The organism is Beutenbergia cavernae DSM 12333, assembly GCF_000023105.1.
Lineage (GTDB): Bacteria > Actinomycetota > Actinomycetes > Actinomycetales > Beutenbergiaceae > Beutenbergia > Beutenbergia cavernae.
The window spans coordinates 3,105,305-3,126,836 of record NC_012669.1 but is presented as its reverse complement, the minus strand read 5'-3'; the positions used below and the strand labels follow the sequence as shown (position 1 = coordinate 3,126,836).

The 21,532-nt window shown below is 75.0% G+C and carries 20 protein-coding genes; 18 read left to right on the top strand and 2 right to left on the bottom strand.

The features are described from left to right. Positions 1 to 107 precede the first annotated feature (107 nt). The 18 genes from BCAV_RS14125 to BCAV_RS14040 all read left to right on the top strand — a co-directional run bounded on the left by BCAV_RS14125 (position 108) and on the right by BCAV_RS14040 (position 18,317). On the top strand, positions 108 to 1,538 hold the full coding sequence (locus tag BCAV_RS14125) for an MFS transporter (protein ID WP_015883287.1): 1,431 nt from the start codon (positions 108 to 110) through the stop codon (positions 1,536 to 1,538). Between the two features lie 9 nt (positions 1,539 to 1,547). Then, positions 1,548 to 3,695, top strand: a complete 2,148-nt coding sequence (locus tag BCAV_RS14120; RefSeq protein ID WP_015883286.1) for a molybdopterin oxidoreductase family protein — start codon at positions 1,548 to 1,550, stop codon at positions 3,693 to 3,695. After that, positions 3,692 to 5,317: an FAD-dependent oxidoreductase gene (locus BCAV_RS14115; RefSeq protein ID WP_015883285.1), complete on the top strand. Its 1,626-nt coding sequence runs from the start codon at positions 3,692 to 3,694 to the stop codon at positions 5,315 to 5,317. Before BCAV_RS14120 ends, BCAV_RS14115 begins: the two co-directional genes overlap by 4 nt. 154 nt (positions 5,318 to 5,471) lie before the next feature. Further along, on the top strand, positions 5,472 to 8,078 hold the full coding sequence (nirB, locus tag BCAV_RS14110; RefSeq protein ID WP_050761877.1) for a nitrite reductase large subunit NirB: 2,607 nt from the start codon (positions 5,472 to 5,474) through the stop codon (positions 8,076 to 8,078). Further along, entirely contained in the window at positions 8,075 to 8,473 is a 399-nt protein-coding gene (gene nirD / locus BCAV_RS14105; RefSeq protein WP_015883283.1) for a nitrite reductase small subunit NirD, read from the top strand. The genes nirB and nirD overlap by 4 nt, the downstream gene beginning before the upstream one ends. Beyond that, on the top strand, positions 8,470 to 9,681 hold the full coding sequence (gene cobA, locus BCAV_RS14100; RefSeq protein ID WP_015883282.1) for a uroporphyrinogen-III C-methyltransferase: 1,212 nt from the start codon (positions 8,470 to 8,472) through the stop codon (positions 9,679 to 9,681). The genes nirD and cobA overlap by 4 nt, the downstream gene beginning before the upstream one ends. Further along, a complete protein-coding gene (locus BCAV_RS14095; RefSeq protein WP_015883281.1) occupies positions 9,678 to 10,823 on the top strand; it encodes a uroporphyrinogen-III synthase in 1,146 nt (381 codons plus the stop codon). The genes cobA and BCAV_RS14095 overlap by 4 nt, the downstream gene beginning before the upstream one ends. 71 nt (positions 10,824 to 10,894) lie before the next feature. Beyond that, positions 10,895 to 11,635 carry a sirohydrochlorin chelatase gene (locus tag BCAV_RS14090; protein WP_015883280.1) on the top strand — a complete coding sequence of 247 codons (741 nt, stop codon included), beginning with the start codon at positions 10,895 to 10,897 and terminating at the stop codon, positions 11,633 to 11,635. A gap of 68 nt (positions 11,636 to 11,703) precedes the next feature. Beyond that, positions 11,704 to 12,198 (top strand): DinB family protein, encoded by a 495-nt coding sequence (locus BCAV_RS14085; RefSeq protein ID WP_015883279.1) that lies wholly within the window; start codon positions 11,704 to 11,706, stop codon positions 12,196 to 12,198. Positions 12,199 to 12,247: 49 nt separating this feature from the next. After that, positions 12,248 to 12,925: a helix-turn-helix domain-containing protein gene (locus tag BCAV_RS14080; RefSeq protein ID WP_245528849.1), complete on the top strand. Its 678-nt coding sequence runs from the start codon at positions 12,248 to 12,250 to the stop codon at positions 12,923 to 12,925. 82 nt (positions 12,926 to 13,007) lie between these two features. Next, positions 13,008 to 13,538 (top strand): VOC family protein, encoded by a 531-nt coding sequence (locus BCAV_RS14075; protein ID WP_015883277.1) that lies wholly within the window; start codon positions 13,008 to 13,010, stop codon positions 13,536 to 13,538. Between the two features lie 160 nt (positions 13,539 to 13,698). Next, positions 13,699 to 14,943, top strand: coding sequence for a TadA family conjugal transfer-associated ATPase (locus BCAV_RS14070; protein WP_015883276.1), 1,245 nt, complete (start codon positions 13,699 to 13,701; stop codon positions 14,941 to 14,943). Positions 14,944 to 14,947: 4 nt separating this feature from the next. Next, positions 14,948 to 15,805 carry a type II secretion system F family protein gene (locus tag BCAV_RS14065; protein ID WP_015883275.1) on the top strand — a complete coding sequence of 286 codons (858 nt, stop codon included), beginning with the start codon at positions 14,948 to 14,950 and terminating at the stop codon, positions 15,803 to 15,805. Continuing rightward, positions 15,802 to 16,749, top strand: a complete 948-nt coding sequence (locus tag BCAV_RS14060; protein ID WP_015883274.1) for a type II secretion system F family protein — start codon at positions 15,802 to 15,804, stop codon at positions 16,747 to 16,749. The genes BCAV_RS14065 and BCAV_RS14060 overlap by 4 nt, the downstream gene beginning before the upstream one ends. A gap of 35 nt (positions 16,750 to 16,784) precedes the next feature. After that, positions 16,785 to 16,973, top strand: a complete 189-nt coding sequence (locus BCAV_RS14055) for a hypothetical protein (protein WP_015883273.1) — start codon at positions 16,785 to 16,787, stop codon at positions 16,971 to 16,973. A 53-nt stretch (positions 16,974 to 17,026) separates the two neighbouring features. Then, positions 17,027 to 17,371, top strand: coding sequence for a TadE/TadG family type IV pilus assembly protein (locus BCAV_RS14050; RefSeq protein ID WP_245528847.1), 345 nt, complete (start codon positions 17,027 to 17,029; stop codon positions 17,369 to 17,371). Then, a complete protein-coding gene (locus BCAV_RS14045; protein WP_015883271.1) occupies positions 17,368 to 17,808 on the top strand; it encodes a hypothetical protein in 441 nt (146 codons plus the stop codon). Before BCAV_RS14050 ends, BCAV_RS14045 begins: the two co-directional genes overlap by 4 nt. Beyond that, positions 17,808 to 18,317 (top strand): hypothetical protein, encoded by a 510-nt coding sequence (locus tag BCAV_RS14040; protein WP_015883270.1) that lies wholly within the window; start codon positions 17,808 to 17,810, stop codon positions 18,315 to 18,317. Before BCAV_RS14045 ends, BCAV_RS14040 begins: the two co-directional genes overlap by 1 nt. A gap of 65 nt (positions 18,318 to 18,382) precedes the next feature. Here the strand turns inward: BCAV_RS14040 and BCAV_RS14035 are convergent, their stop codons facing one another. Both BCAV_RS14035 and BCAV_RS14030 read right to left on the bottom strand, forming a co-directional pair. After that, positions 18,383 to 19,801: an NAD(P)(+) transhydrogenase (Re/Si-specific) subunit beta gene (locus BCAV_RS14035; protein WP_015883269.1), complete on the bottom strand. Its 1,419-nt coding sequence runs from the start codon at positions 19,799 to 19,801 to the stop codon at positions 18,383 to 18,385. A 3-nt stretch (positions 19,802 to 19,804) separates the two neighbouring features. Next, the gene (locus tag BCAV_RS14030; RefSeq protein WP_015883268.1) at positions 19,805 to 21,421 is read right to left on the bottom strand and encodes a Re/Si-specific NAD(P)(+) transhydrogenase subunit alpha; all 1,617 of its coding nucleotides are present in this window, start codon (positions 21,419 to 21,421) and stop codon (positions 19,805 to 19,807) included. Positions 21,422 to 21,532 lie beyond the last annotated feature (111 nt).

Here is a 21,532-nt window from a genome sequence, read left to right as displayed (position 1 = left end):
GATCCTTACGCCCGGGTAACAGCGGGTGGCTCGCCCGGAAACGCGCGCTGCCTAGCGTCGCTCACGCCGGACCACCCGCTCGCGACACCAGCTCACCGGGAGCCGAGATGACGACGACGAACGACGACCAGGGTCGCCTCGCCACGACCGCCCCGACCGCCCCGCAGGCCGCGACCGCGTCCCCGGACGCGCCGTCGTCGTCGACCCGCCCGCCCCGGCCCGACGCCGCGCCGCGCCGGCTGGGCGGCCGGTGGATCGAGCGGTGGGACCCGGAGGACGCGACGTTCTGGCGCGACGGCGGCCGCGCCGTCGCCCGGCGGAACCTGTGGCTGTCGATCTTCGCGGAGTTCCTCGGGTTCGCCGTGTGGGCGCTGTGGTCGATCGTGGTCCCGCAGCTCGGCGCGGCCGGCTTCACGCTCACGGTGGACCAGCAGTTCTGGCTCATCGCGGTGCCGAGCCTCGTGGGCGCCACGCTGCGCATCCCGTACACGTTCGCGGTCCCGATCGTCGGGGGACGGAACTGGACGGTCATCTCCGCCCTGCTCCTGCTGGTGCCTACTGGGCTGCTCGCCGTGGTGGTCCAGAACCCGGAGACGCCGTTCGGCGTGCTGCTGGTCGTCGCCGCCACCGCCGGCTTCGGGGGCGGGAACTTCGCGTCGTCGATGGCGAACATCTCGTTCTTCTTCCCCGAGAAGGAGAAGGGCGCTGCGCTGGGGCTGAACGCCGCGGGCGGCAACCTCGGGACGGCGGCCGTGCAGCTCGCCGTCCCCCTCGTCATCGTGACGGCGGGCGGCGTGGCCCTCGAGCGCGCCGGGCTCATGATGATCCCGCTCGTCGTGCTCGCGGCGTTCCTCGCGTGGCGGTTCATGGACAACCTGGCGACGGCGAAGGCCGACACCCGTTCGTTCGGCGCCGCCGTGCGCAACCGGCACACGTGGATCATCTCGTTCCTGTACATCGGCACGTTCGGCTCGTTCATCGGCTACTCCGGCGTGTTCCCCACGCTTCTCGCCGGCCAGTTCCCGCACGTGACGCTGTCCATCGCGTTCCTCGGGGCGCTGGTCGGCTCCGTGGCGCGTCCGTTCGGCGGGATGGTCGCCGACCGGGTGGGCGGGGCCCGTGTGACCATCGCCGCGTTCGTCGTCATGGCGCTGGGGGCGGTCGGCGCGATCCAGGCGCTGGGGTCGGGGTCGTTCGGCCGGTTCTTCGCCTCGTTCCTGGTGCTGTTCGTGGCGACGGGCGTCGGCAACGGCGCGACGTACCGGATGATCCCGGCCGTGTTCCGTGCGGGAGCGGCCGACGACGGCGGAGCGATCGCCCGGGCGCGTCTCGCCGCGGCGGGGTGCCTCGGGATCGCCGGGGCGGTCGGCGCGTTCGGCGGCTTCCTCATCCCGCGCGGGTTCGCGATGTCGACGTCGCTGGCGGGCAGCCTGGTGCCGGCACTGTGGGTGTTCGTCGCCGTCTACCTGGTGATGGCGGTGGTGACGTGGGCGGTCTACGCGCGTCGCGGCACGGCGCTCGCCGCCCAGGCGATCTGAGCGTCGTCCATGACAGCCGCGACATCCGCCGACACGCACTGCCCGTACTGCGCGCTGCAGTGCGCGATGCGCCTGGACCCCGCGTCGGGTGCCGCCCCGGGCAGACCGACGGAGGTCGCCGTCACGCCGCGCGACTTCCCGACGAACCGCGGCGGACTGTGCCAGAAGGGCTGGACGAGCGCCCGGGTGCTCACCGCCCCGGACCGGCTCACCGTCCCGCTCGTGCGCGACGCGCAGGGCGAGCTGGCGCCGTCGTCCTGGGACGAGGCGCTCGACGTCGTCGCGACGCGGCTGCGCGAGATCCAGGACCGGCACGGCCGCGAGGCGGTCGCGGTGTTCGGCGGCGGCGGCCTGACGAACGAGAAGGCGTACACGCTCGGCAAGTTCGCGCGCACGGTGCTCGCCACGCCGAACATCGACTACAACGGCCGGTTCTGCATGTCGAGCGCCGCGGCCGCGGCGACGCGCGCGTTCGGCGTCGACCGTGGCCTGCCCTTCCCGCTCGCTGACCTCGGCGGGGCCGACGCCGTCCTCCTGCTCGGCAGCAACGTCGCCGAGACGATGCCGCCCGCCGTCCAGCACCTCGCCGGGGCTCGGGCGGCGGGCGGGCTCGTCGTCGTCGACCCGCGCCGCAGCGCGACGGCGGCGCTCGCCGACGACGGCCAGGGAGCCCACCTCCAGCCGGTTCCGGGCACCGACCTCGTGGTGCTGCTGGCGCTGCTGCACATCGTGTGGGCCGAGGGGCTCGACGACGCCGCGTACGTCGCGGAGCGCACGAGCGGTGCCGAGGCGGTGCGGCGCGCCGTGAGCCAGTGGTGGCCGGAGCGGGCCGAGACGGTGTGCGGCGTGCCGGCCGCGCAGCTGCGCCGCGTCGCTCGGCTGCTCGCCGCCGCGTCGCCGTCCCGCGGTGGCCGTGGGGCGTACGTCCTCACCGGGCGCGGCGTCGAGCAGTCGACGCAGGGAACGGCGACGGTGACGGCGGCGATCGCCCTCGCGCTCGTGCTGGGGCTTCCCGGACGCGTCGGCAGCGGGTACGGCGCGATCACGGGGCAGGGCAACGGGCAGGGCGGCCGCGAGCACGGGCAGAAGGCCGATCAGCTGCCGGGGTACCGGCGGATCGATGACGACGGCGCTCGCCGGCACGTCGCGGCGGTGTGGGGCGTGGCGCCGGAGAGCCTGCCAGGGTCGGGCCGGCCCGCCGTCGAGCTGCTGCACGCGCTCGGGACCGCCGACGGACCGCGCGCGCTGCTGGTGCACGGCAGCAACCTCGTGGTGTCGGCACCGAACGCGACACGCGTGACGGAGAACCTGCGCTCGCTCGACCTGCTCGTCGTGAGCGACGTCGTCCCCTCGGAGACGGCGCTGCTGGCGGACGTCGTCCTCCCGGTCACGCAGTGGGCGGAGGAAGAGGGCACGATGACCTCGCTCGAGGGCCGCGTCATCCGCCGTCGCCGCGCGCTCGATCCACCGGGCGAGGCGCGCTCGGAGCTGTGGGTCCTCGCGGAGCTCGCGCGCCGTCTCGGCTCGCCGGTGACGCTGGAGACGGACCCGGCGGAGGTGTTCGACGAGCTGGCGCGCGCGAGCGCGGGAGGCGTGGCGGACTACGCCGGGCTGAGCCACGAGCGCCTCGACGCGGACGAGGCCGGCGGCGGCCCGGGCCTGTACTGGCCGGTGCCGAGCGCCGACCACCCGGGCACGCCCCGGCTGTTCCTCACGGGCTTCCCGACGCCGGACGGGCGCGCGCGGATGATCCCGGTCGACCACGTCGGGCCGAGCGACGACGTCCGGGCCGAGGCCCCGGTGCACCTCGTGACCGGCCGCGTGCTCCAGCACTACCAGTCGGGCGCTCAGACGCGGCGAGTGCCGGAGCTGGCGGCGGCCCTGGACGGCGCGTACGTCGAGCTGCACCCGTTGCTCGCCGACCGGCTCGGCATCGTCGAGGGTGCGGCGGTGCGGGTCACCTCGCGCCGGGGCGACGCCGTCGCCCCGGCCAGGCTCACGGGGCGGATCCGGCCGGACACCGTGTTCATGCCGTTCCACTGGGCGGGCGAGGGCAGCGTCAACCGCGTGACGTCGGACGCCACCGACCCCGTCTCCGGGATGCCGGAGTTCAAGGTCTGCGCCGTGGACGTCGCGCCCGCCGCGGAGCCCGCGTGAGCGGCGCAGCGACGACGACGCCGGAACCGCTGCGCGTCGTCGTCGTGGGCAACGGGATGGTCGGGTCCCGGCTGGCAGCCGACCTGCTCGCCCGGACGGATCAGGTCGACGTCACGGTGCTCGGCGCCGAGGAGTACGCCCCGTACAACCGGGTGCTGCTGAGCGACGTCGTCGCCGGGCGGCGCGACCTCGCCGACCTGGCGCTGCCCGAGGCGCACGAGCGTGCGCACGTGCGGCTCGGCGCCGAGGTCATCGCGATCGACCGCAGCACGCGCACGGTCCTCACGGCCGGCGCCGCGTACCCGTACGACGCGCTCGTGCTCGCGACGGGCGCTCAGGCGCGGATCCCGGACGTGCCGGGCCTCGAGAGCGCCCTGCCGGCCGGGGTCCGTGCCCTGCGGACGCTCGACGACGCGCGCGACGTCGTGGCGGCGACGCTCAGCTCGCGCTGCGCCGTCGTCGTCGGGGGCGGGGTGCTCGGCGTGGAGGCGGCGTGCGGCCTGGCGCGGCGCGGGCTCGACGTCACGCTCGTGCACCCGGGGCCGACGCCGATGGAGCGCCAGCTCGACGCGGCGGCCGGGGCGGTGCTCGAACGCTCGCTGGGCGAGCTCGGCGTCACCACCGTGACGGGTGCCGCCACGCGGGCGGTGCGCGCGGGCGGCGGTCGGGTGCAGAGCGTGGTGGTCGAGGGCGTCGCTCCCGACGGCGAGGGCCGCCGCGCGTGGGACGTCCGGGCCGACCTCGTGGTGCTCGCGTGCGGGACGACGCCGGAGACGCGCCTCGCGTCCTCCGCGGGGCTGAGCGTGGCGCGCGGCGTCGTCGTCGGCCCCGACCTGGCGAGCCCGGACGACCCCCACGTGTTCGCGATCGGGGACTGCGCGCAGCCGCCCGAGGGCGGCACCGGGCTCATCGCGCAGGGCTGGGACCAGGCGCGGAGGTTGGCGACGGCGCTGGCGGACCTGGCCGGTGCCGCGGAGGTGGGGCCGGGCGCGTCGCGCGCGGCGTCCCGCGGCCCGGTGTCCCGCGGCCCGGCGTCGCCGGACCGGCCCAGCATGGCCTGGCGCCTCGGCACCCGGGTGGTGGTCCGCACGCTCGAGGAGCCCGGCGCCCGCGGGACCGACGTCGTGCGCGTCAAGGCGCCGGGGCTCGACGTCGTCACGATGGGCGTGTGCGGCGGCGCCGCCCGCGAGCCGGGCCAGAGATCGGTGGCGCTCAGCGACCCGGCGTCCGGGCGGCACGTCGAGGTCGTCGTGGCTGACGGGCTGCTCGTCGGCGCCACGTGCGTGGGCGCCCCCGACGTCGGCGCCGACCTCGCGTCCGCCTACACGCGGCGCACCCCGGTCCCGGCCGATCCCGCGCACCTGCTGCTGCGCCCGGTGGCGGCGTCGACGGCGCCGGTGTCCAGCCCCGAGCACATGCCGGACGCCGCGCGCGTGTGCACGTGCAACGGCGTGACCAAGGGCGACGTCGCCGCGTGCGTGCGCTCGGGCGCGCGCAGCGTGGAGGACGTCGCGCGGGCCACGCGTGCGACGACCGGCTGCGGCACGTGCCGTGACGCGGTGTGCGGACTCGTCGAGTTCCTCGCGGACCGCGCCCTCACGACGGCGGCCACGTTCGCGTGAGGGCGACGTTACGGGGGCGCAACCCGCGGAGCACCCCCGTGAAACGCCGCCCGCCTACCGTCCGAGCATCGGCCCGTCGCGTTCGCGGATCGTTCGACCCAGGGAGGCCGCAGTGAGCACCCGTGTGAAGCACCTGCTCGTGGTCGGTGGCGGCATGGTCGCGCACCGGCTCGTCGAGGCGCTCCGTGCCCGCGACGGCGCCGCCGCCTGGCGCATCACCGTCCTCGCCGAGGAGCCGCGCCGCCCGTACGACCGGGTCGCGCTCACGTCGTACTTCTCGGCGCGCGACCCCGAGGAGCTGGCGCTCGGCGAGCCGCGGATGTGGGACGACCCGCTCGTCGAGCTCCACACCGACCGCGCCGTGGAACGCATCGACCCGGTCGCCCGCCAGGCGGTCGACCGCCTGGGCCACGTCTGGGACTACGACGAGCTCGTGCTCGCCACGGGGTCCAGCGCGGCCGTCCCGCCGATCCCCGGCCACGAGCTGCCGGGCGTGTTCGTGTACCGCACGGTCGACGACGTCGCCGCGCTGCGCGGCTGGGTCGAGGACAAGCGCCGGGCGAACGCGGAGCACGCGACCGGCGGCTTCACCCGGCCGGTCCGCGGGGCCGTGATCGGCGGCGGGCTCCTGGGGCTCGAGGCGGCAGGCGCGCTGCGCGCCCTGGGGGCGCAGGCGAACGTCGTCCAGTTCGGGACGCATCTCATGGACGCGCAGATCGACCTGGGCGGCGGGGAGGCGCTGCGCCGACTCATCGGGGCGCTGGACATCAGCGTGCGCACGTCCACGGCCACCGCCGCGATGAAGCCGTCCCGTCGGACGGGCCACGTGGGGAGGCTCGAGTTCGACGGCGGCACGCGCCTCGACGTCGATGTCGTCGTCCTCGCGACCGGGGTGCGGCCGCGCGACGAGCTGGCCCGCGCCGCGGGACTCGCGATCGGGGAGCGAGGCGGCGCCGTCGTCGACGACGCCTGCCGCACGTCGGCACCCCACGTGTGGGCGGTCGGGGAGGTCGCGTGCATCGACGGCCGGTGCCTCGGGCTCGTCGCACCCGGGTACGCGATGGCCGAGGTGGTGGCGGACCGGCTGCTCGGCGGAGCTGCGACGTTCCCGGGCGCGGACACCGCGACGAAGCTCAAGCTCCAGGGCGTCGACGTCGCGAGCTTCGGCGACGCGTTCGCCAGCACACCCGGCTCGATGGAGCTGGTGCACGCCGACCCGGCGGCGGGCGTGTACTCGAAGCTGGTGCTCTCCGACGACGCACGGACGCTGCTCGGGGGCGTGTTCGTGGGCGACGTGTCGCCGTACGCATCACTGCGGCCGATGGTCGGCAGCGAGCTCCCGGGGGACCCGGGGTCGTTCCTGCTCCCGGCGTCGGTGGCCGGGGCGCGCGCCGCCGACCTGGAGCTGCCGGACGACGCGACGGTCTGCTCGTGCAACAACGTCTCGGCCGGCACGATCCGCGCGGCCGTCACCGAGCACGAGTGCACGGACGTCGCGGGGGTCAAGGCCTGCACGCGGGCCGGGACGAGCTGCGGGTCGTGCCTCCCGCTCGTGAAGAAGCTCACGACGACGCAGCTCGAGCGGGCCGGCGTCGCCGTCTCGAACGCGCTGTGCGAGCACTTCGAGCTCTCGCGGGCGCAGCTGTTCGACGCCGTCCGGGTGGCGGAGCTGCACACGTTCAGCGAGATCGTCGCGCGGTTCGGGCGGACGGCCGAGGATGCGGTGGATACCCGGACAGCCGGGACGCTGCCGAGCCGCGGCTGCGACATCTGCAAGCCGGTCGTGGCGTCGATCCTGGCGTCGCTCGGCAACGGCCACATCCTCTCCGGCGAGCAGGCGACACTGCAGGACACCAACGACCACGTGCTCGCGAACCTGCAGAAGGACGGCACGTACTCGGTGGTGCCGCGGATCCCGGGCGGGGAGGTCACGCCGGACGGTCTCGTCGCGATCGGGGAGGTGGCGCGGGACTTCGGCCTCTACACGAAGATCACCGGCGGTCAGCGCATCGACATGTTCGGGGCCCGGATCGAGCAGCTGCCGCAGATCTGGGCGCGGCTCGTCGAGCACGGGTTCGAGTCGGGTCACGCCTACGGGAAGGCGCTGCGCACGGTGAAGTCGTGCGTGGGGTCCACGTGGTGCCGGTACGGCGTCCAGGACTCCGTGGGTCTCGCGGTCGAGCTCGAGCTGCGCTACCGAGGCCTGCGCTCCCCGCACAAGCTCAAGCTCGGGGTGTCCGGGTGCGCGCGGGAGTGCGCCGAGGCGCGCGGGAAGGACGTCGGCGTCATCGCGACCGACAAGGGCTGGAACGTGTACGTCGGCGGGAACGGGGGGTTCACGCCGAAGCATGCGCGGCTGCTCGCCGAGGACCTCGACACGGCGACGCTCGTCCGCACGATCGACCGGTTCCTCATGTACTACGTGCGGACCGCCGACCGGCTGCAGCGCACGGCGGCCTGGATCGACGAGGTGGACGGCGGGCTCGACGGCGTCCGCGCCGTGGTGCTGGACGACAGCCTCGGGATCGCGGCCGACCTGGACGCGGCGATGGTCGCCCACGTCGAGGCGTACGAGGACGAGTGGCGCGCCGTGCTCGCCGACCCGGAGAAGCTGCGGCGGTTCGGTTCGTTCGTCAACGCGCCGACGACGCCGGACCCGGACCTGGCGTACGTGGCCGAGCGGGGGCAGCCACGGCCGGCTACCGCAACCGAGCGGCAGTCGGTCGTCATCGCCCCGGCGCGGCTGGAGGTGCGGGGATGAGTGCCGCGACACCAGGCACGACGACGGCGGCGCTCGCCACGTCCGTGACGTGGCACGCGGTGTGTCGCGTGTCGGATCTCGCCGTGGAGCGCGGGGCGGCCGCGCTGCTGGACGGCGTTCAGGTCGCGCTGTTCCGGCTCACCGACGACCGCGTGCTCGCCGTGCAGCAGCGTGACCCGTACAGCGGGGCGAACGTCATCTCGCGAGGCATCGTGGGGACGCGAGGCGGCGTACCGACGGTGGCGGGCCCGATGTACAAGCAGGTCTTCGACCTCGCCACCGGCCGGTGCCTCGACACGGTCGGCCGCGACCCGCTCCCCGGCGAGGCCGCGGATCTGGTGACGTATCCGACCGAGGTGACGGACGGCGTCGTCCACGTGGGGCAGCCCGGATGACGACGCTCCTCGGGCTGGACGTCGCCGGCCGCACGGTGCTCGTCGCGGGCGGTGGGCCGGTGGCCGCGCGCCGGGCGCGGGCGCTGCTGGACGACGGGGCGCGGGTGCGGCTCGTGGCCCCCGAGGTGTGCGAGGACCTGGCGGAGCTCGTGGCGGCGGGAACGCTGGACTGGTCGGCACGGGACGTGGCCCCCGCGGACCTGGACGGGGCGTGGCTGGTCCTCGCCGCGACCGGCTCGGCGGCCGCGAACCGGGAGCTCGCGGCGTGGGCCGAGGCGGCGCGCGTGTGGTGCGTCAACGCGGGCGCCGCGCACGAGGGGAGCGCGCGGACGCCGGCGACGACGCGCAGCGGCGACGTGCTCGTCGGCGTCGTGACCGACGCGCGCGCCGCGGCGGCCGACCCCGGCCGGTCGCGAGCCGTGCGCGACCGCATCGCGGCGACGCTGGCCGACGGCGTCGACCAGCGTCGCCGGCGGCCCGGACCCGGCCGCGTCGTCCTCGTCGGCGGCGGCCCGGGCGCCGTCGACCTCCTCACGCTGCGCGGGCGGCGCGAGCTCGCGCAGGCGGACGTCGTCGTCGCCGACCGGCTCGGGCCACGCGGCGTGCTCGCGGAGCTGCCGGCCGGCGTCGAGATCGTCGAGGTGGGCAAGACGCCCGGACACCACCCGGTGCCGCAGCACGAGATCAACGCCATCCTGGTCGAGCGCGCGCGGCGCGGGCAGCGCGTGGTACGGCTCAAGGGCGGCGACCCGTTCGTGTACGGACGCGGCGGCGAGGAGGTGCTCGCGTGCCGGGAGGCGGGGGTCGACGTCGACGTCGTCCCGGGTGTGAGCAGCGCGCTCGCGGTGCCCGCGCTGGCCGGGATTCCGCTCACGCACCGGGGGAGCGTCGCGGCGCTGCACGTCGTCACCGGCCACGCCGGACTCGACGACGTCGCGCTCGCGTGCGTCCGCGACCGCGCGGCCACGCTCGTGGTGCTCATGGGCGTGTCCAACCTCGCGCGGATCGCCACCGAGGCGCTCGCGGCGGGGGCCGACGCCGCGACACCGGTCGCCGTCGTCGAGAGCGGATCGACACCGCAGCAGCGGGTGACGCGCGGACGGCTCGACGACATCGCCGACGTCGCCCGGCGTGCCCGGGTGCGCGCGCCGGCGGTGATCGTGGTCGGGGACGTCGCCGCGCCTGGTGTGCTCGAGGCCGCGTCGTGAGCGCGGAGGTCGAGCCGGGGAGCGCCGGGCGCGAGCTCACGCAGGTGATGGCCGGGTGCACGGTGCTGGTGACGGCGGACCGGCGCTCCTCGGAGCTGGCGGCGGCGCTCGAGCGGCGCGGCGCGGAGGTTCGGCATGCGCCGGCGCTCGGGATGATCCCGCACGTCGACGACTCCCGGCTGCTCGATGCCACGCGCGCGCTCCTCGAGGACGCGCCGGACGTCGTCGTCGTCACCACCGGGATCGGGTTCCGGGCCTGGGTCGAGGCGGCTGACGCGCACGGGCTCGCGGACGACCTCGTGCAGGTCCTCGCCGGGGCGCGGCTCGTGGCGCGTGGACCGAAGGCGCGTGGGGCGATCCAGGCGGTGGGGCTGACGGCGGACTGGGTGGCCGAGTCGGAGACGTCGGCCGAGGTGGCGGACCTGCTCCTCGGCGAGGGCGTGGTCGGGCTGCGGATCGCCGTCCAGCACCACGGTGCCGGGGCGGACGGGCTCGACGTCGTGCTCGCCGAGGCACGCGCCCAGGTGATCAGCCTCGAGGTGTACCGGTGGGGGCCGGCGCCGGACCCGGAGGCGGTGCGGGTCTCGGTGCACGCGGCGGCGGACGGGGAGATCGACGCCGTCGTGTTCACGTCGGCGCCCGGCGCGGAGGCGTGGCTCGGCGCGGCGGAGGCCGAGGGCGTGGGTGCGGAGGTGGTCGCGCGGCTGGCGTCGGGCGCCATGGTGGCGGCGGCGGTCGGTCCGATCACGGCGAAGCCGCTCGAGCGCCGCGGCGTGAGGCCGTTGCAGCCGGACCGCGGGCGGCTCGGAGCGCTCGTGCGGACGCTGATCGCCCACTACGAGCAGGCGGAGACGTACGCCCTGTGCACGACCGCCGGGCGACTCCTCATCCGCTCTCGGGTCGCGGTGCTGGACGGGCGCGTGCTCGGACTCTCGCCCAGCGGGCTCGAGGTGCTCCGGACCCTCGCGGCCGCGCACGGCGACGTCGTCTCGCGGGACGCGGTGCTCGAGGCGCTGCCCGGCGAGTCGCGCGACCCGCACGCGGCCGAGGTCGCGATCGCCCGGCTGCGGGAGTCGACCGGGGCGCCGGGGCTCGTGCGCACCGTCGTGAAGCGGGGCTACCGGTTGGAGCTGGCGGGATGAGCGTGACGATGCAGGGCATGGCGGGAGAGCGCGCGGCGGTGTCGGAGGCCGAGGTCACGGCTGACGTCGCGGTGGGCGACGAGGCGCGGCCGCCGGTTCTCGTGGGGTGCTCGCACGGCACCGACGACCCGGCCGGGCGAGCGGTCGTGCGCGCCCTGCTCGACGACGTCCGCCGCGCCGCCCCCGGCCTGGACGTGCGCGAGGCGTTCGTCGACGTGCAGGAGCCGGCGGTGGCCGACGTCGTACGGGACGTCGCGAACGACGGCGGGGACGCCGTCGTCGTCCCGCTGCTGTTGTCCGGCGGGTACCACGTGCACGTGGACGTCGCGCAGGCGGTGCGGAGGGACGCCGAGAGGCCCGGCGCGTCGTCGGCGGAGAGCGGCCGGTCCGCGGCGTCGGGACCGCTCGGGCCGGACGGGCGCCTCGTGGCGATCCTCGCGGACCGGCTCCACGAGGCCGGGCTCGGGCCGGGCGACGGCGTGGTGCTCGCCGCCGCAGGGTCGAGCGACGCGCGTTCGTCGGGCGACGTCGAGGCCGTCGCCGGCGCGCTGTCGCTGACGCTCGCCCGGCCGGTCGAGGTGGGGTACGGCTCGATCGCACGGCCGTCGGTGCCGGAGGCCGTGGCGGCGGCGCGGGCGGGGCTGCCGGAGGGCGGGCGGGTCGTCGTCGCGGCATACCTGCTGGCGCCGGGGTTCTTCCTCGACAAGGTGCGGGCGGCGGGCGCCGACGTCGTCACGGCGCCGCTCGCGCCCGACCGGCGGCTCACCGCGATCGTGCTCGACCGGTACTCCGGGGTGGTGGCGTCCGCCTGATCCTCGGACGCGTGGCGGGCCATGGGGCACCGGCATCCGGCTCGTTCGAGGGCTGGTTGGATGGCCGGATGACATCGGAGCAGGAGCGAGCTGCGCTCCTCCTCGCCCTCGGCTCGGCGCGCCGGCACGTCCTGGACCAGGCGGCCGGCATGGACGAGGCTCAGCTGCGCGCGGTGGTGGCGCCGTCCGGCTGGTCGACGTTGGGGCTGCTTCGGCACCTGACGCTCTCGGACGAGCGGTACTGGTTCGAGGTGGTCGTCGCCGGGGGACCGCTGGACTTCTGGCCGGAGGGTCCGAACGGCGACTGGGTCGTCGCCGACGACGAGGATCCCGACGCGGTCCTGACGGCCTACCGCCACGCGATCGCGACGTCGGACCGCATCCTCGCCGGGGTCGACCTCGACGCTCCGCCGCGGCGGCCCGAGCCCGGGTGGGCGGACTCCGGCGCCTTTCCGACCGTCCGGTCCGTCGTGCTGCACGTGATCGTCGAGACGAGCACGCACGCGGGCCAGCTGGACCTGGTGCGCGAGGTTCTGGACGGGCACCAGCACCTCGTGCTCTGACGAGGCGTCACCCGGCTGCTGAGCCTCGGCCGAACGGCATAATCGAGGAGTGCCGGACGACGCCGCGATGTACGAGGAGCGGCGGCTCGACTCACCGCACATCGAGTGCGTGTGGCAGGCGCGTGCGGTTCGCGACGAGCGGTATCTCGCGCCCGCGGTCGAGTACTGGGACCTCTGGTTCGCGCGGCGGCCGGGCGGTGAGGTGCTCGCTGGTCTGTCCGGCCCGAGCCTCGGACACCGGTGGATCGCGTCGGCCGTGGGCGAGCACGTGTGGGGGGTGCAGCTGCGTGCCCACGTCGTCGTGCCCGGCCTGAGCAAACAGCTCGTGCTGGGGGCAGAGCGTCGTCTCCCGGTCCGTGACGGGCACGTCGAGATCACGCGACATCGTGTCCCCCTCCCGGAGTTCGGCGAGCTCACGACGTTCGTCGACCAGCTGCTGGACCTGGGCATCGTGCGTTCCGACGATGCCGTACGTCGCGCGCTGTCCGGCGACGACGCCGGCTACTCGGAGCGGCACTGGCAGCGTCGGGTCCGCGCGTCGACGGGTCTCACCCGCAAGCAGATCGCGCAGCTGGTCCGTGCGCGGGAGGCGTTCGCGCTGCTCCAGCAGGGCGTCCCTCCGGCGGAGTGCGCGACGCTGTGCGGGTACGCCGACCAGGCCCACCTGACGAGGTCGCTGCGGGTGTTCCACGGGCAGACGCCCGCGCGCATCCTCGCCACCGGTTGAGGGCGGAAATCTTCAATCCCGAGTCCCGCGGCGGGCGATGAAATGGGGGCACCAAGCTCGCACGAAACGATCAGGAGCCACGATGTCGATCCCCGCAGCGCCCGACGGCTACGCCACCGTCAACCCGTTCATCATCACGCGCGGTGCGGAGGAGCTCACGCGCTTCGTCATCGACGTCTTCGGTGGCACGGAGCGCCCGGAAGCACGCACCGTCGACGACGACGGCCTGCTCCTGCAGGGCGAGGTCGTGGTCGGCACGACGACCATCATGCTCGCGGAGCGCAAGCCCGACTGGCCCTTCACGCCCAGCCTGCTGCAGGTCTACGTGGACGACCTCGAGGCGACCCTCGAGCGGGCGCTCGAGCGCGGCGCCACGCTCGTCACGCGACCGACGGACTTCTTCGGCACGCAGTTCGCTCGCGTCCAGGACCCGAGCGCGAACCTCTGGTGGATCTGGCAGCACGGCGAGCTCGCGTGGGACTCCGGCGCCGATGCGGAAGCCTGGGACGGGGACGCGCCGGCCGAGGAATGGGGCAGCGCCTCGCCCGAGCTCGCCTACATCCACGACACGCTGCTCGACGCGATGCGCGCGCTGAAGGACCCCACCGCCTGAGCGGCCGCGGGGCACGACCCCGCGCGGGCGACGGCGCCGGTGCACCGCCCGGACGCCGTCGTCCACAGATGTCCCGAAACCGCCCACGAACCCGGCAGTGCGCGCCTATGGTGACGCCACGAGGACGTCCGCGGGGGCACCGGGAAGGGGGAGGGGACGCATGGTCGACGCCGTCGCGCGCATCGAGTCGGAGGTCCGTGAGGTCATCCGACGCCGCGGGCTCGATCCGGCGCGGGACACCACCGGTGTCCGCTCCCTCATCGCCGAGGCCGTCGCCGACTACGACGAACGCGCCCTCCGCGGCGCGGTCCCGCCGCTCGCAGACACGGCACTCGCCGCCAAGGCCGTGCTCGACGCCGTCGCCGGGCTCGGTCCGCTCCAGCCGCTCCTCGACGACCCCACGATCGAGGAGATCTGGATCAACGAGCCCGGTCGGGTGTTCGTCGCGCGGCGCGGGGTCCCCGAGCTGACGACGGTCATGCTCACCGAGCCCGAGGTGCGCGAGCTCGTCGAGCGGATGCTCCGCACGTCCGGCCGGCGCCTCGACCTCTCCGTCCCGTTCGTCGACGCGACGTTGCCCACCGGCGAACGCGTGCACGTCGTGATCCCGGACATCACACGGCGCCACCTCGCCGTCAACATCCGCAAGTACCTCGTGCGGGCGACCCACGTCGACGACCTGGTCGGCCTCGGTGCCCTCCCGGCCGGCGTCGCCGCCTTCCTGCACGCGTGCGTCGTCGCCGGCCTCAACATCCTCGTCAGCGGTGCGACCCAGGCCGGCAAGACCACCCTGCTCAACGCTCTGTCCGGCTCGATCCCCGCCTCGCAGCGCCTCATCACCTGCGAGGAGGTCTTCGAGCTGAGACCGGCCGTCCGCGACGTCGTCGGTATGCAGTGCCGACAGCCGAACCTCGAGGGCACGGGCGAGATCCCGTTGCGCCGCCTCGTCAAGGAGGCCCTGCGGATGCGGCCCGACCGCCTCGTCGTCGGGGAGGTGCGTGAAGCCGAGAGCCTCGATCTGCTCATCGCTCTCAACGCGGGCATTCCCGGGATGGGAACGGTGCACGCCAACTCCGCCCGCGAGGCCGTGGTGAAGATGTGCGTCCTGCCGCTCCTGGCGGGCGAGAACGTGAGCTCCCAGTTCGTCGTCCCCACCGTCGCCTCCGCGATCGACGTCGTGGTGCACCTCGACCTCGATGCGCACGGGCACCGCAGCGTGCGCGAGGTCGTCGCACTGACGGGCCGCGCCGAGGGCGGCGTCGTCGAGACCGCGAGCCTCTTCACCCGCCCGCGCGACGCCGTCGCGGGCGTCCTGCACCGCGCCGACGGCTACCCGCCCCACGAGGACCGGTTCGTCCGCGCCGGGTTCGACCTCGCCCGCCTGCTCGCGCACGGGGAGAACTGAGGCGATGGGCGCCGTCGCGGGCCTGCTCCTCGGAGCCGGGATCGTGACCGCCTGGTCGGCGTGGTGGCCTCGATCGACGTCGCCTCGGCCGGCCACCGGATGGACGGCGCGAGCCCAGGACGAGCTCGTCCAGGCGGGTCTCCACGGCGTGAGCCTGCGGACCTTCGTCGGCGTCTGTCTCGGCCTCGGCCTGATCGTCGCGACGGCGGCCTTCGCGGTCGGCTCCGGGGCGAGCATCGCAGCCGCGTTCGGACTCATCGCCGCAGCGGCGCCCACGGTCTACGTGCGTGGGCGTGCCCGGCGCCGCCGGGTGGAGCTGCGGCAGGTGTGGCCCGACGTCGTCGACGACCTCACCTCAGCGGTCCGAGCAGGGATGACCCTCCCCGAGGCCCTCATCTCCCTGTCGGAGCGAGGACCCCAGGAGGTGCGCGCCGAGCTGCACGCCTTCGCCGTCGACTACCGAGCCTCCGGGCGGTTCGTGGCCTCGCTCGACGCACTCAAGGAGCGGCTCGCCGATCCCGTCGCCGACCGCATCGTCGAGACCCTCCGGATCGCCACCGACGTCGGCGGCAGCGACCTCGGCCGCATGCTCCGGACCCTGTCGGAGTTCCTCCGGGACGACCTGCGCACCCGCGGCGAGCTCGAGGCCAGGCAGTCGTGGACGGTCAACGGTGCCCGGCTCGCCGTCGCCGCGCCGTGGGTCGTGCTGGCCCTCATGAGCACCCGGCCCGAGACCGCCGCCGCGTTCGACACCCCGGCCGGCGTCCTCATGCTGCTGGCCGGCGGGCTGACATGCGTCGTCGCCTACCTCGCCATGATGCGGATCGGCCGCCTCGCCGAGGATCCGCGGGTGCTGCGATGAGCGACCCCGTGGCCCCGGGCACCCTCGCGGCGATCGGCGCGCTCGCCGGCCTCGGCCTCGGGATCGGGCTCGTCACGGTCTGGTGGCGGCTCGCCGCCCGCCGTGTGCGGTTCGCGGACCGGGTCGGCCCCTACGTGCGGGCTAGGCGCGCGACGTCGACCCTGCTCCCCGCCAGCGACGGCGCCGCCTCCGCCCTCGAGCGGCTCATCGCCCCCGTGGTCGGCGACGTCGGGAAGCTCCTCGAACGGCTCGGGAGCTCGTCGTCGAGCATCCGCCGTCGCCTCGCGCTCGCCGGCGGGCGGACGAGCGTCGACGCGTTCCGCGTGGAGCAGGTGGCCTGGGGTGCGGCCGGACTCGCTCTCGGCCTGGCCCTGGCGATCGTCATCGGTGTGACCCGGGGCGTCAGCCCCGTACCGCTCGCTGTGCTCGTTGCTCTCGCCGCCGTCGCCGGGATGCTGCTGCGGGACCGGCGCCTCACGCGCCAGGTCCGGGCGCGCGAGGCGCGGATCATGGCCGAGTTCCCGACCGTCGCCGAGCTGCTCGCCCTGGCCGTGAGTGCCGGGGAGGCTCCGGTCGCCGCCCTCGACCGCGTGGCTCGCTCGACGCAGGGCGAGCTGTCGGCGGAGCTCGGCCGCACCCTGGCGGACGTCCGGGCCGGGGCCACGATGGCCGGCGCCCTCGAGGGCCTCGCGCGCCGCACCGACCTGCCGGCCGTCTCCCGGTTCGCGGACGGCGTGGCCGTCGCGATCGAGCGGGGCAGCCCGCTCGCCGACGTGCTGCGCGCCCAGGCCGCTGACGCGCGCGACGCCGGCAAGCGCGAGCTCATGGAGTCCGGCGGTCGCAAGGAGGTGGCGATGATGATCCCGGTGGTCTTCCTCGTCCTCCCGGTGACCGTCGTCTTCGCACTCTTCCCCGGTCTCGCAGTCCTGCGGGTGGGGTTCTGACGCGGTCGCGTCGAGAAGGATGAGGAGGTTCTGAGATGGCGGATCGATGGTGGCGGGGCAGAACGGCCCGCCTCGCCGGCGAAGACCCCGAACGGGGCGACGTCCCGGGGTGGGTGCTCGTGACGCTCATGACGGCGGGGCTCGTGGTCGCCCTGTGGGCGATCGCCGGAGACGCACTCGTCAACGTGTTCAACACCGCTCTCGATCGGGTGCTCAACCTCTGATGGGCGCCTCGGCCCGGCCGGCGCGGGCCGACGCCGAGCGGGGGTCGGCAGTCGTGGACTTCGCTCTCGTGAGCGTGCTCGTGGTGGTCCTGGCGCTCGGGGTCATCCAGCTGGCCCTCGTGCTGCACGTGCGCACCACGCTGATCGACTGCGCCGCCGAGGGCGCCCGGCTGGCCGCCCTGCACGACGGCGAGCTCGACGACGGCGTCGCCCGCACCGAGGCGCTGATCGCGGGTTCGCTCTCTCCGACCTACGCACAGGACGTCACGGCCCGGACCTCGGACGACGGAGGTGTCGCGACCGTGGAGGTCGATGTCACGGCACCCCTGCCGGTGCTGGGACTCCTCGGCCCCGGAGGCGTCGTCACGGTGACCGGGCGGGCGGTGCAGGAACAGTGACGCCCCTCGAGGACGATCCGGAGCGCGGCAGCGCCGTCGTGGAGTTCCTCGGCGTGGCGCTCCTGCTCCTCGTCCCGCTCGTCTATCTGGTGCTCGTCCTCGGCGAGGCGCAGGCTGCGGTCTTCGCCGCCGAAGGCGCCGCCCGCGACGCCGGTCGGATCGTCGCGCAGGCGAGCGACCCGCACGACGCCGAGCTCCTCGCCGCCCGCGCCGTCGAGATCGCGTTCGCGGACCAGGGCATCGAGGTCGACGGCGACGCGGCCCTGCGGATCTCCTGCCAGGACGAGTGCCTCGCCGCCGGCAGCACGGTCCTGGTCGAGGTCGACGCGACCGTCCCGCTACCGCTCGTGCCGTCGTGGCTGCGCTCCGCCGTCCCGCTCGAGGTGCCCGTCTCCGCCCAGGCGTGGACCGCCGTCGACCAGTACCGGGAGCGCTGATGGGAGCGGCGACGGCAGCGCTCGTCGGAGCTCTGCACGCCGCTCGACTCCGCTGGCGGCGTGTCCGGCGCGGCGACGAGGACGGCGAGCGCGGGCAGGTCATGCTGCTCTCCCTCGCGTGCGTCGCCTTCGCGCTCGCGATGATCCTGGTGGTGGCCTCGGCCAGCGCCGTCTACCTCGAGCGCAAGGCGCTGTTCGCGCTCGCCGACGCGGCAGCGGCCGACGCCGCCGACGCGTTCGACACCGACGAGTACTTCGGCGCCGGCGAACCAGCCCTGACGGACGCATCGGTGCGGACGTCCGTCGAGGAGTTCCTGGCGTCGGCCCCGGGCGTCGTCGTCGGAGACCTCGAGGACCTGGCCGCCGTCGGCCCGACCGGCGCGGCAGACCCGACGACGGCGCAGGTCACCTTGACGGCGCGCGCCCGGCCGCCCTTCCTCCCGTGGGCGCTGATGCCCTGGGCGGACGGCATCCCGCTGCGCGTGACGGTCTTCGCGAGCACCGGCTGACGGGCCCGCGGCCCGCCGGCCCCGCTAGTCGCTCACCGGATCGGACGCGCGGGCCGCGATCGCGCTCACAAAGCGCGCAGGATCGCCTCGACCTGCTCCTTCGCGTCCCCGAACAGCATCGCCGTGTTCTCGCGGACGAAGAGCGGGTTCGGCACGCCGGCGTAGCCTGCCGCCATCGACCGCTTGAACACGATCACGCGCCGGGCCTTCCACACCTCGAGCACCGGCATCCCGGCGATCGGGGACCCGGGGTCCTCCTGCGCGGCCGGGTTCACGGTGTCGTTGGCGCCGATGACGAGCACGACGTCGGTCGCGGGAAAGTCGGGGTTGATCTCGTCGAGCCCGAGGACGACGTCGTACGGCACCTTCGCCTCGGCGAGCAGCACGTTCATGTGACCCGGCAACCGACCGGCCACCGGATGGACGCCGAACCGCACGCGCACGCCGTCGGCGGCCAGCCGCGACGCGAGCTCCGCCACCGGGTACTGGGCCTGAGCGACCGCCATCCCGTACCCCGGCGCGATGATCACGGAACCGGCCTGTTCGAGCAGTGCGGCGACGTCGGCCGCGGCGATCTCGGTGTGGGCGGGCACGGCGCCCCGCGCGTCCGGCCCGCCCGCCACGCCGGACCCGCCTGCCGCGCCGGCGCCCGAGGTACCCGCCGTCTCGTACCCACCGAGGATCACGTTGACGAACGAGCGGTTCATCGCGCGGCACATGAGGTAGGAGAGGATCGCACCGGAGGACCCGACGAGCGCCCCCGTCACGATGAGGAGGTCGTTGCCGAGCATGAATCCGGCCGCCGCGGCCGCCCAGCCCGAGTACGAGTTGAGCATCGAGACGACGACGGGCATGTCGCCGCCGCCGATCGCCACGACGAGGTGGGCGCCCAGGGCGAGCGCGACGACCGCGCCCACCAGCAGGGGAGCCATCGACGGCGCAGCGAGGAACCACGCGAGGATCCCGCCGGACGCGACGAGCGCCGCGAGGTTGAGCCAGTTCCGCCCGGGCAGCACGAGCGGCGCCGACGGGATCCGCCCCGCGAGCTTGAGGTACGCCACCACCGAACCGGTCAGCGTGACCCCGCCGACGAGCACCCCGACGTGGATCTCCACCAGGTGCGCGGCGTCACGCGTGCCCTCGAGGAACGACGTGAACCCCACGAGCACGGCCGCCAGACCGACGGTGCTGTGCAGCAGGGCGATGAGCTCCGGCATCTGCGTCATCAGCACCCGCCGCGCGACGGGCAGACCCACCGCCGTCCCGACGCCGAGCACGAGCAGGATCAGCGCGGCCGTCACCGCGACCGGCCGGGAGCTGCCGGCCAGCGCGAGCGCGATCGTGGCGCCCAGCGCGAGCGCCATGCCGATCATCCCGAGGACGTTCCCGCGCCGCGCCGTCTCCTGCTTCGACAGGCCCGCGAGCGACAGCACGAACAGCACGGCGGCGAGGAGGTAGACGGCCTGGACGGCGGAGAGGAGCACGGCTCAGCGCCCCTTCGTGAACATGCCGAGCATCCGGTACGTCACGGCGAAGCCGCCGACGACGTTGATGCTGGCCGCGGCGGCCGCGACGACGGCCAGCGTGGTCACGACCCAGCTCGAGCTCCCGATCTGCACGATCGCGCCGACGAGGATGATCGCCGAGATCGCGTTGGTCTGCGACATCAGCGGTGTGTGCAGCGCGTGGCTGACGTTCGAGATCACGTAGAACCCGACGATGACGGCGAGCACGAGCACCGTCACCTGGGCAAGCACCGACGTCGGCGCGAACGAGAGCCCGAGCATCACGAGCGTCGCGGCGAGTGCGCCGGTCACGGTGCGCCGCGCACGACGACGGCGGAGCTCACCGTCGTCGGGAACGCTGGGCGCTCGCGGCGGCGCGGGGGATGACCCAGGAGGACCCGCACCCGGTTCGCCGGGCGCGGGCGGCACCGCCGCCGCTACGAGTGGTGCGGGCCGCGCGGGCGGCGCGGCGACCCCGGCGGACACCGCGACCGGCGGAGGCGGCCACGTGACGCGCCCGCCGTCGGTCACGGTCATCCCGCGCTGCACCGCGTCGTCGGGGTCGAGGCGCCAGGTGCCGTCGGCGTCGGGCGTGAGCAGGGTCAGCAGGTTGACCACTGTCGTGCCGTACAGCTGGGAGCTGTGCGCCGGCATCCGCCCCGCCAGGTCGGTCCAGCCGAGGACGACGACGCCGCCCGGCGTCACGACCCGCTGCCCCGGCACGGTCAGCTCGCAGTTGCCGCCGCCGGTCGCGGCGACGTCGACGATCACGCTGCCGGGCCGCATCCCCGCCACCATCTCGGCGGTGATCGTGCGCGGCGCGCGGCCACGGACGAGCGCCGTCGTGACGACGACGTCGGCGTTCGCGGTCTCGCGGGCGTAGACGGCGGCGGCCGCGCGTTCCTGCGCGGCGGTGAGCTCGCGCGCGTAGCCGTCGGCGCTCACCTCCTGCTCGGCGCCGTCGGCGCGCGCGTACGTCGCCCCCAGCGACTCGATCTGCTCGGCGACCTCGGGCCGGACGTCGAAGGCCCTCACGTCCGCCCCCAGGCTCCCGGCCGTCCCGATCGCGGCGAGCCCCGCCACGCCGGCGCCGATCACGAAGACCCGGGCGGGCGCCGTCGACCCGGCAGCGGTGACCTGCGGGGCGAACATGCCGCCGTACTCGCTGGCCGCCTCGATGACGGCGCGGTACCCCGCGACGTTCGAGAGCGCCGAGAGCGCGTCGATCGACTGCGCCCGCGAGATGCGCGGGACGGCGTCGAGCGCCAGGGCCGTCACCCCTCGCTCAGCGAGCGCGTCGAGGAGGCCGGCCCGATGGGCGGGCGCCAGCATCGTGACCAGCAGCGCTCCGGGGCGCAGCGCCGCGACCTGAGCCGCGTCGGGCGCGGTGGTGGCGGCGACGACGTCGCTCGCCCAGACGGCGTCGGCGTCATCGATCGTGGCGCCGGCCTCGACGTAGGCCGCGTCCGGGAAGCGTGCCTGCGATCCGGCCTCGGCCTGGACGACGACGTCGTAGCCCAGGCGGCGCAGCCGGGGGAGCGTCGCCGGGGTGGCGGCGACCAGGCTCTGCCCGGTCTGGGCCGGAATGCCGATCCGCATCGAGGCTCCTTCGCTCCGAGGTCGGCCGCGCCCTCGTGAGGCGTGCGGCCGCTCCTGCCATCCTGCCCGCTGTCGGGCGCACGTGGGGCCGGCTCGGGTGGCGGACACCGT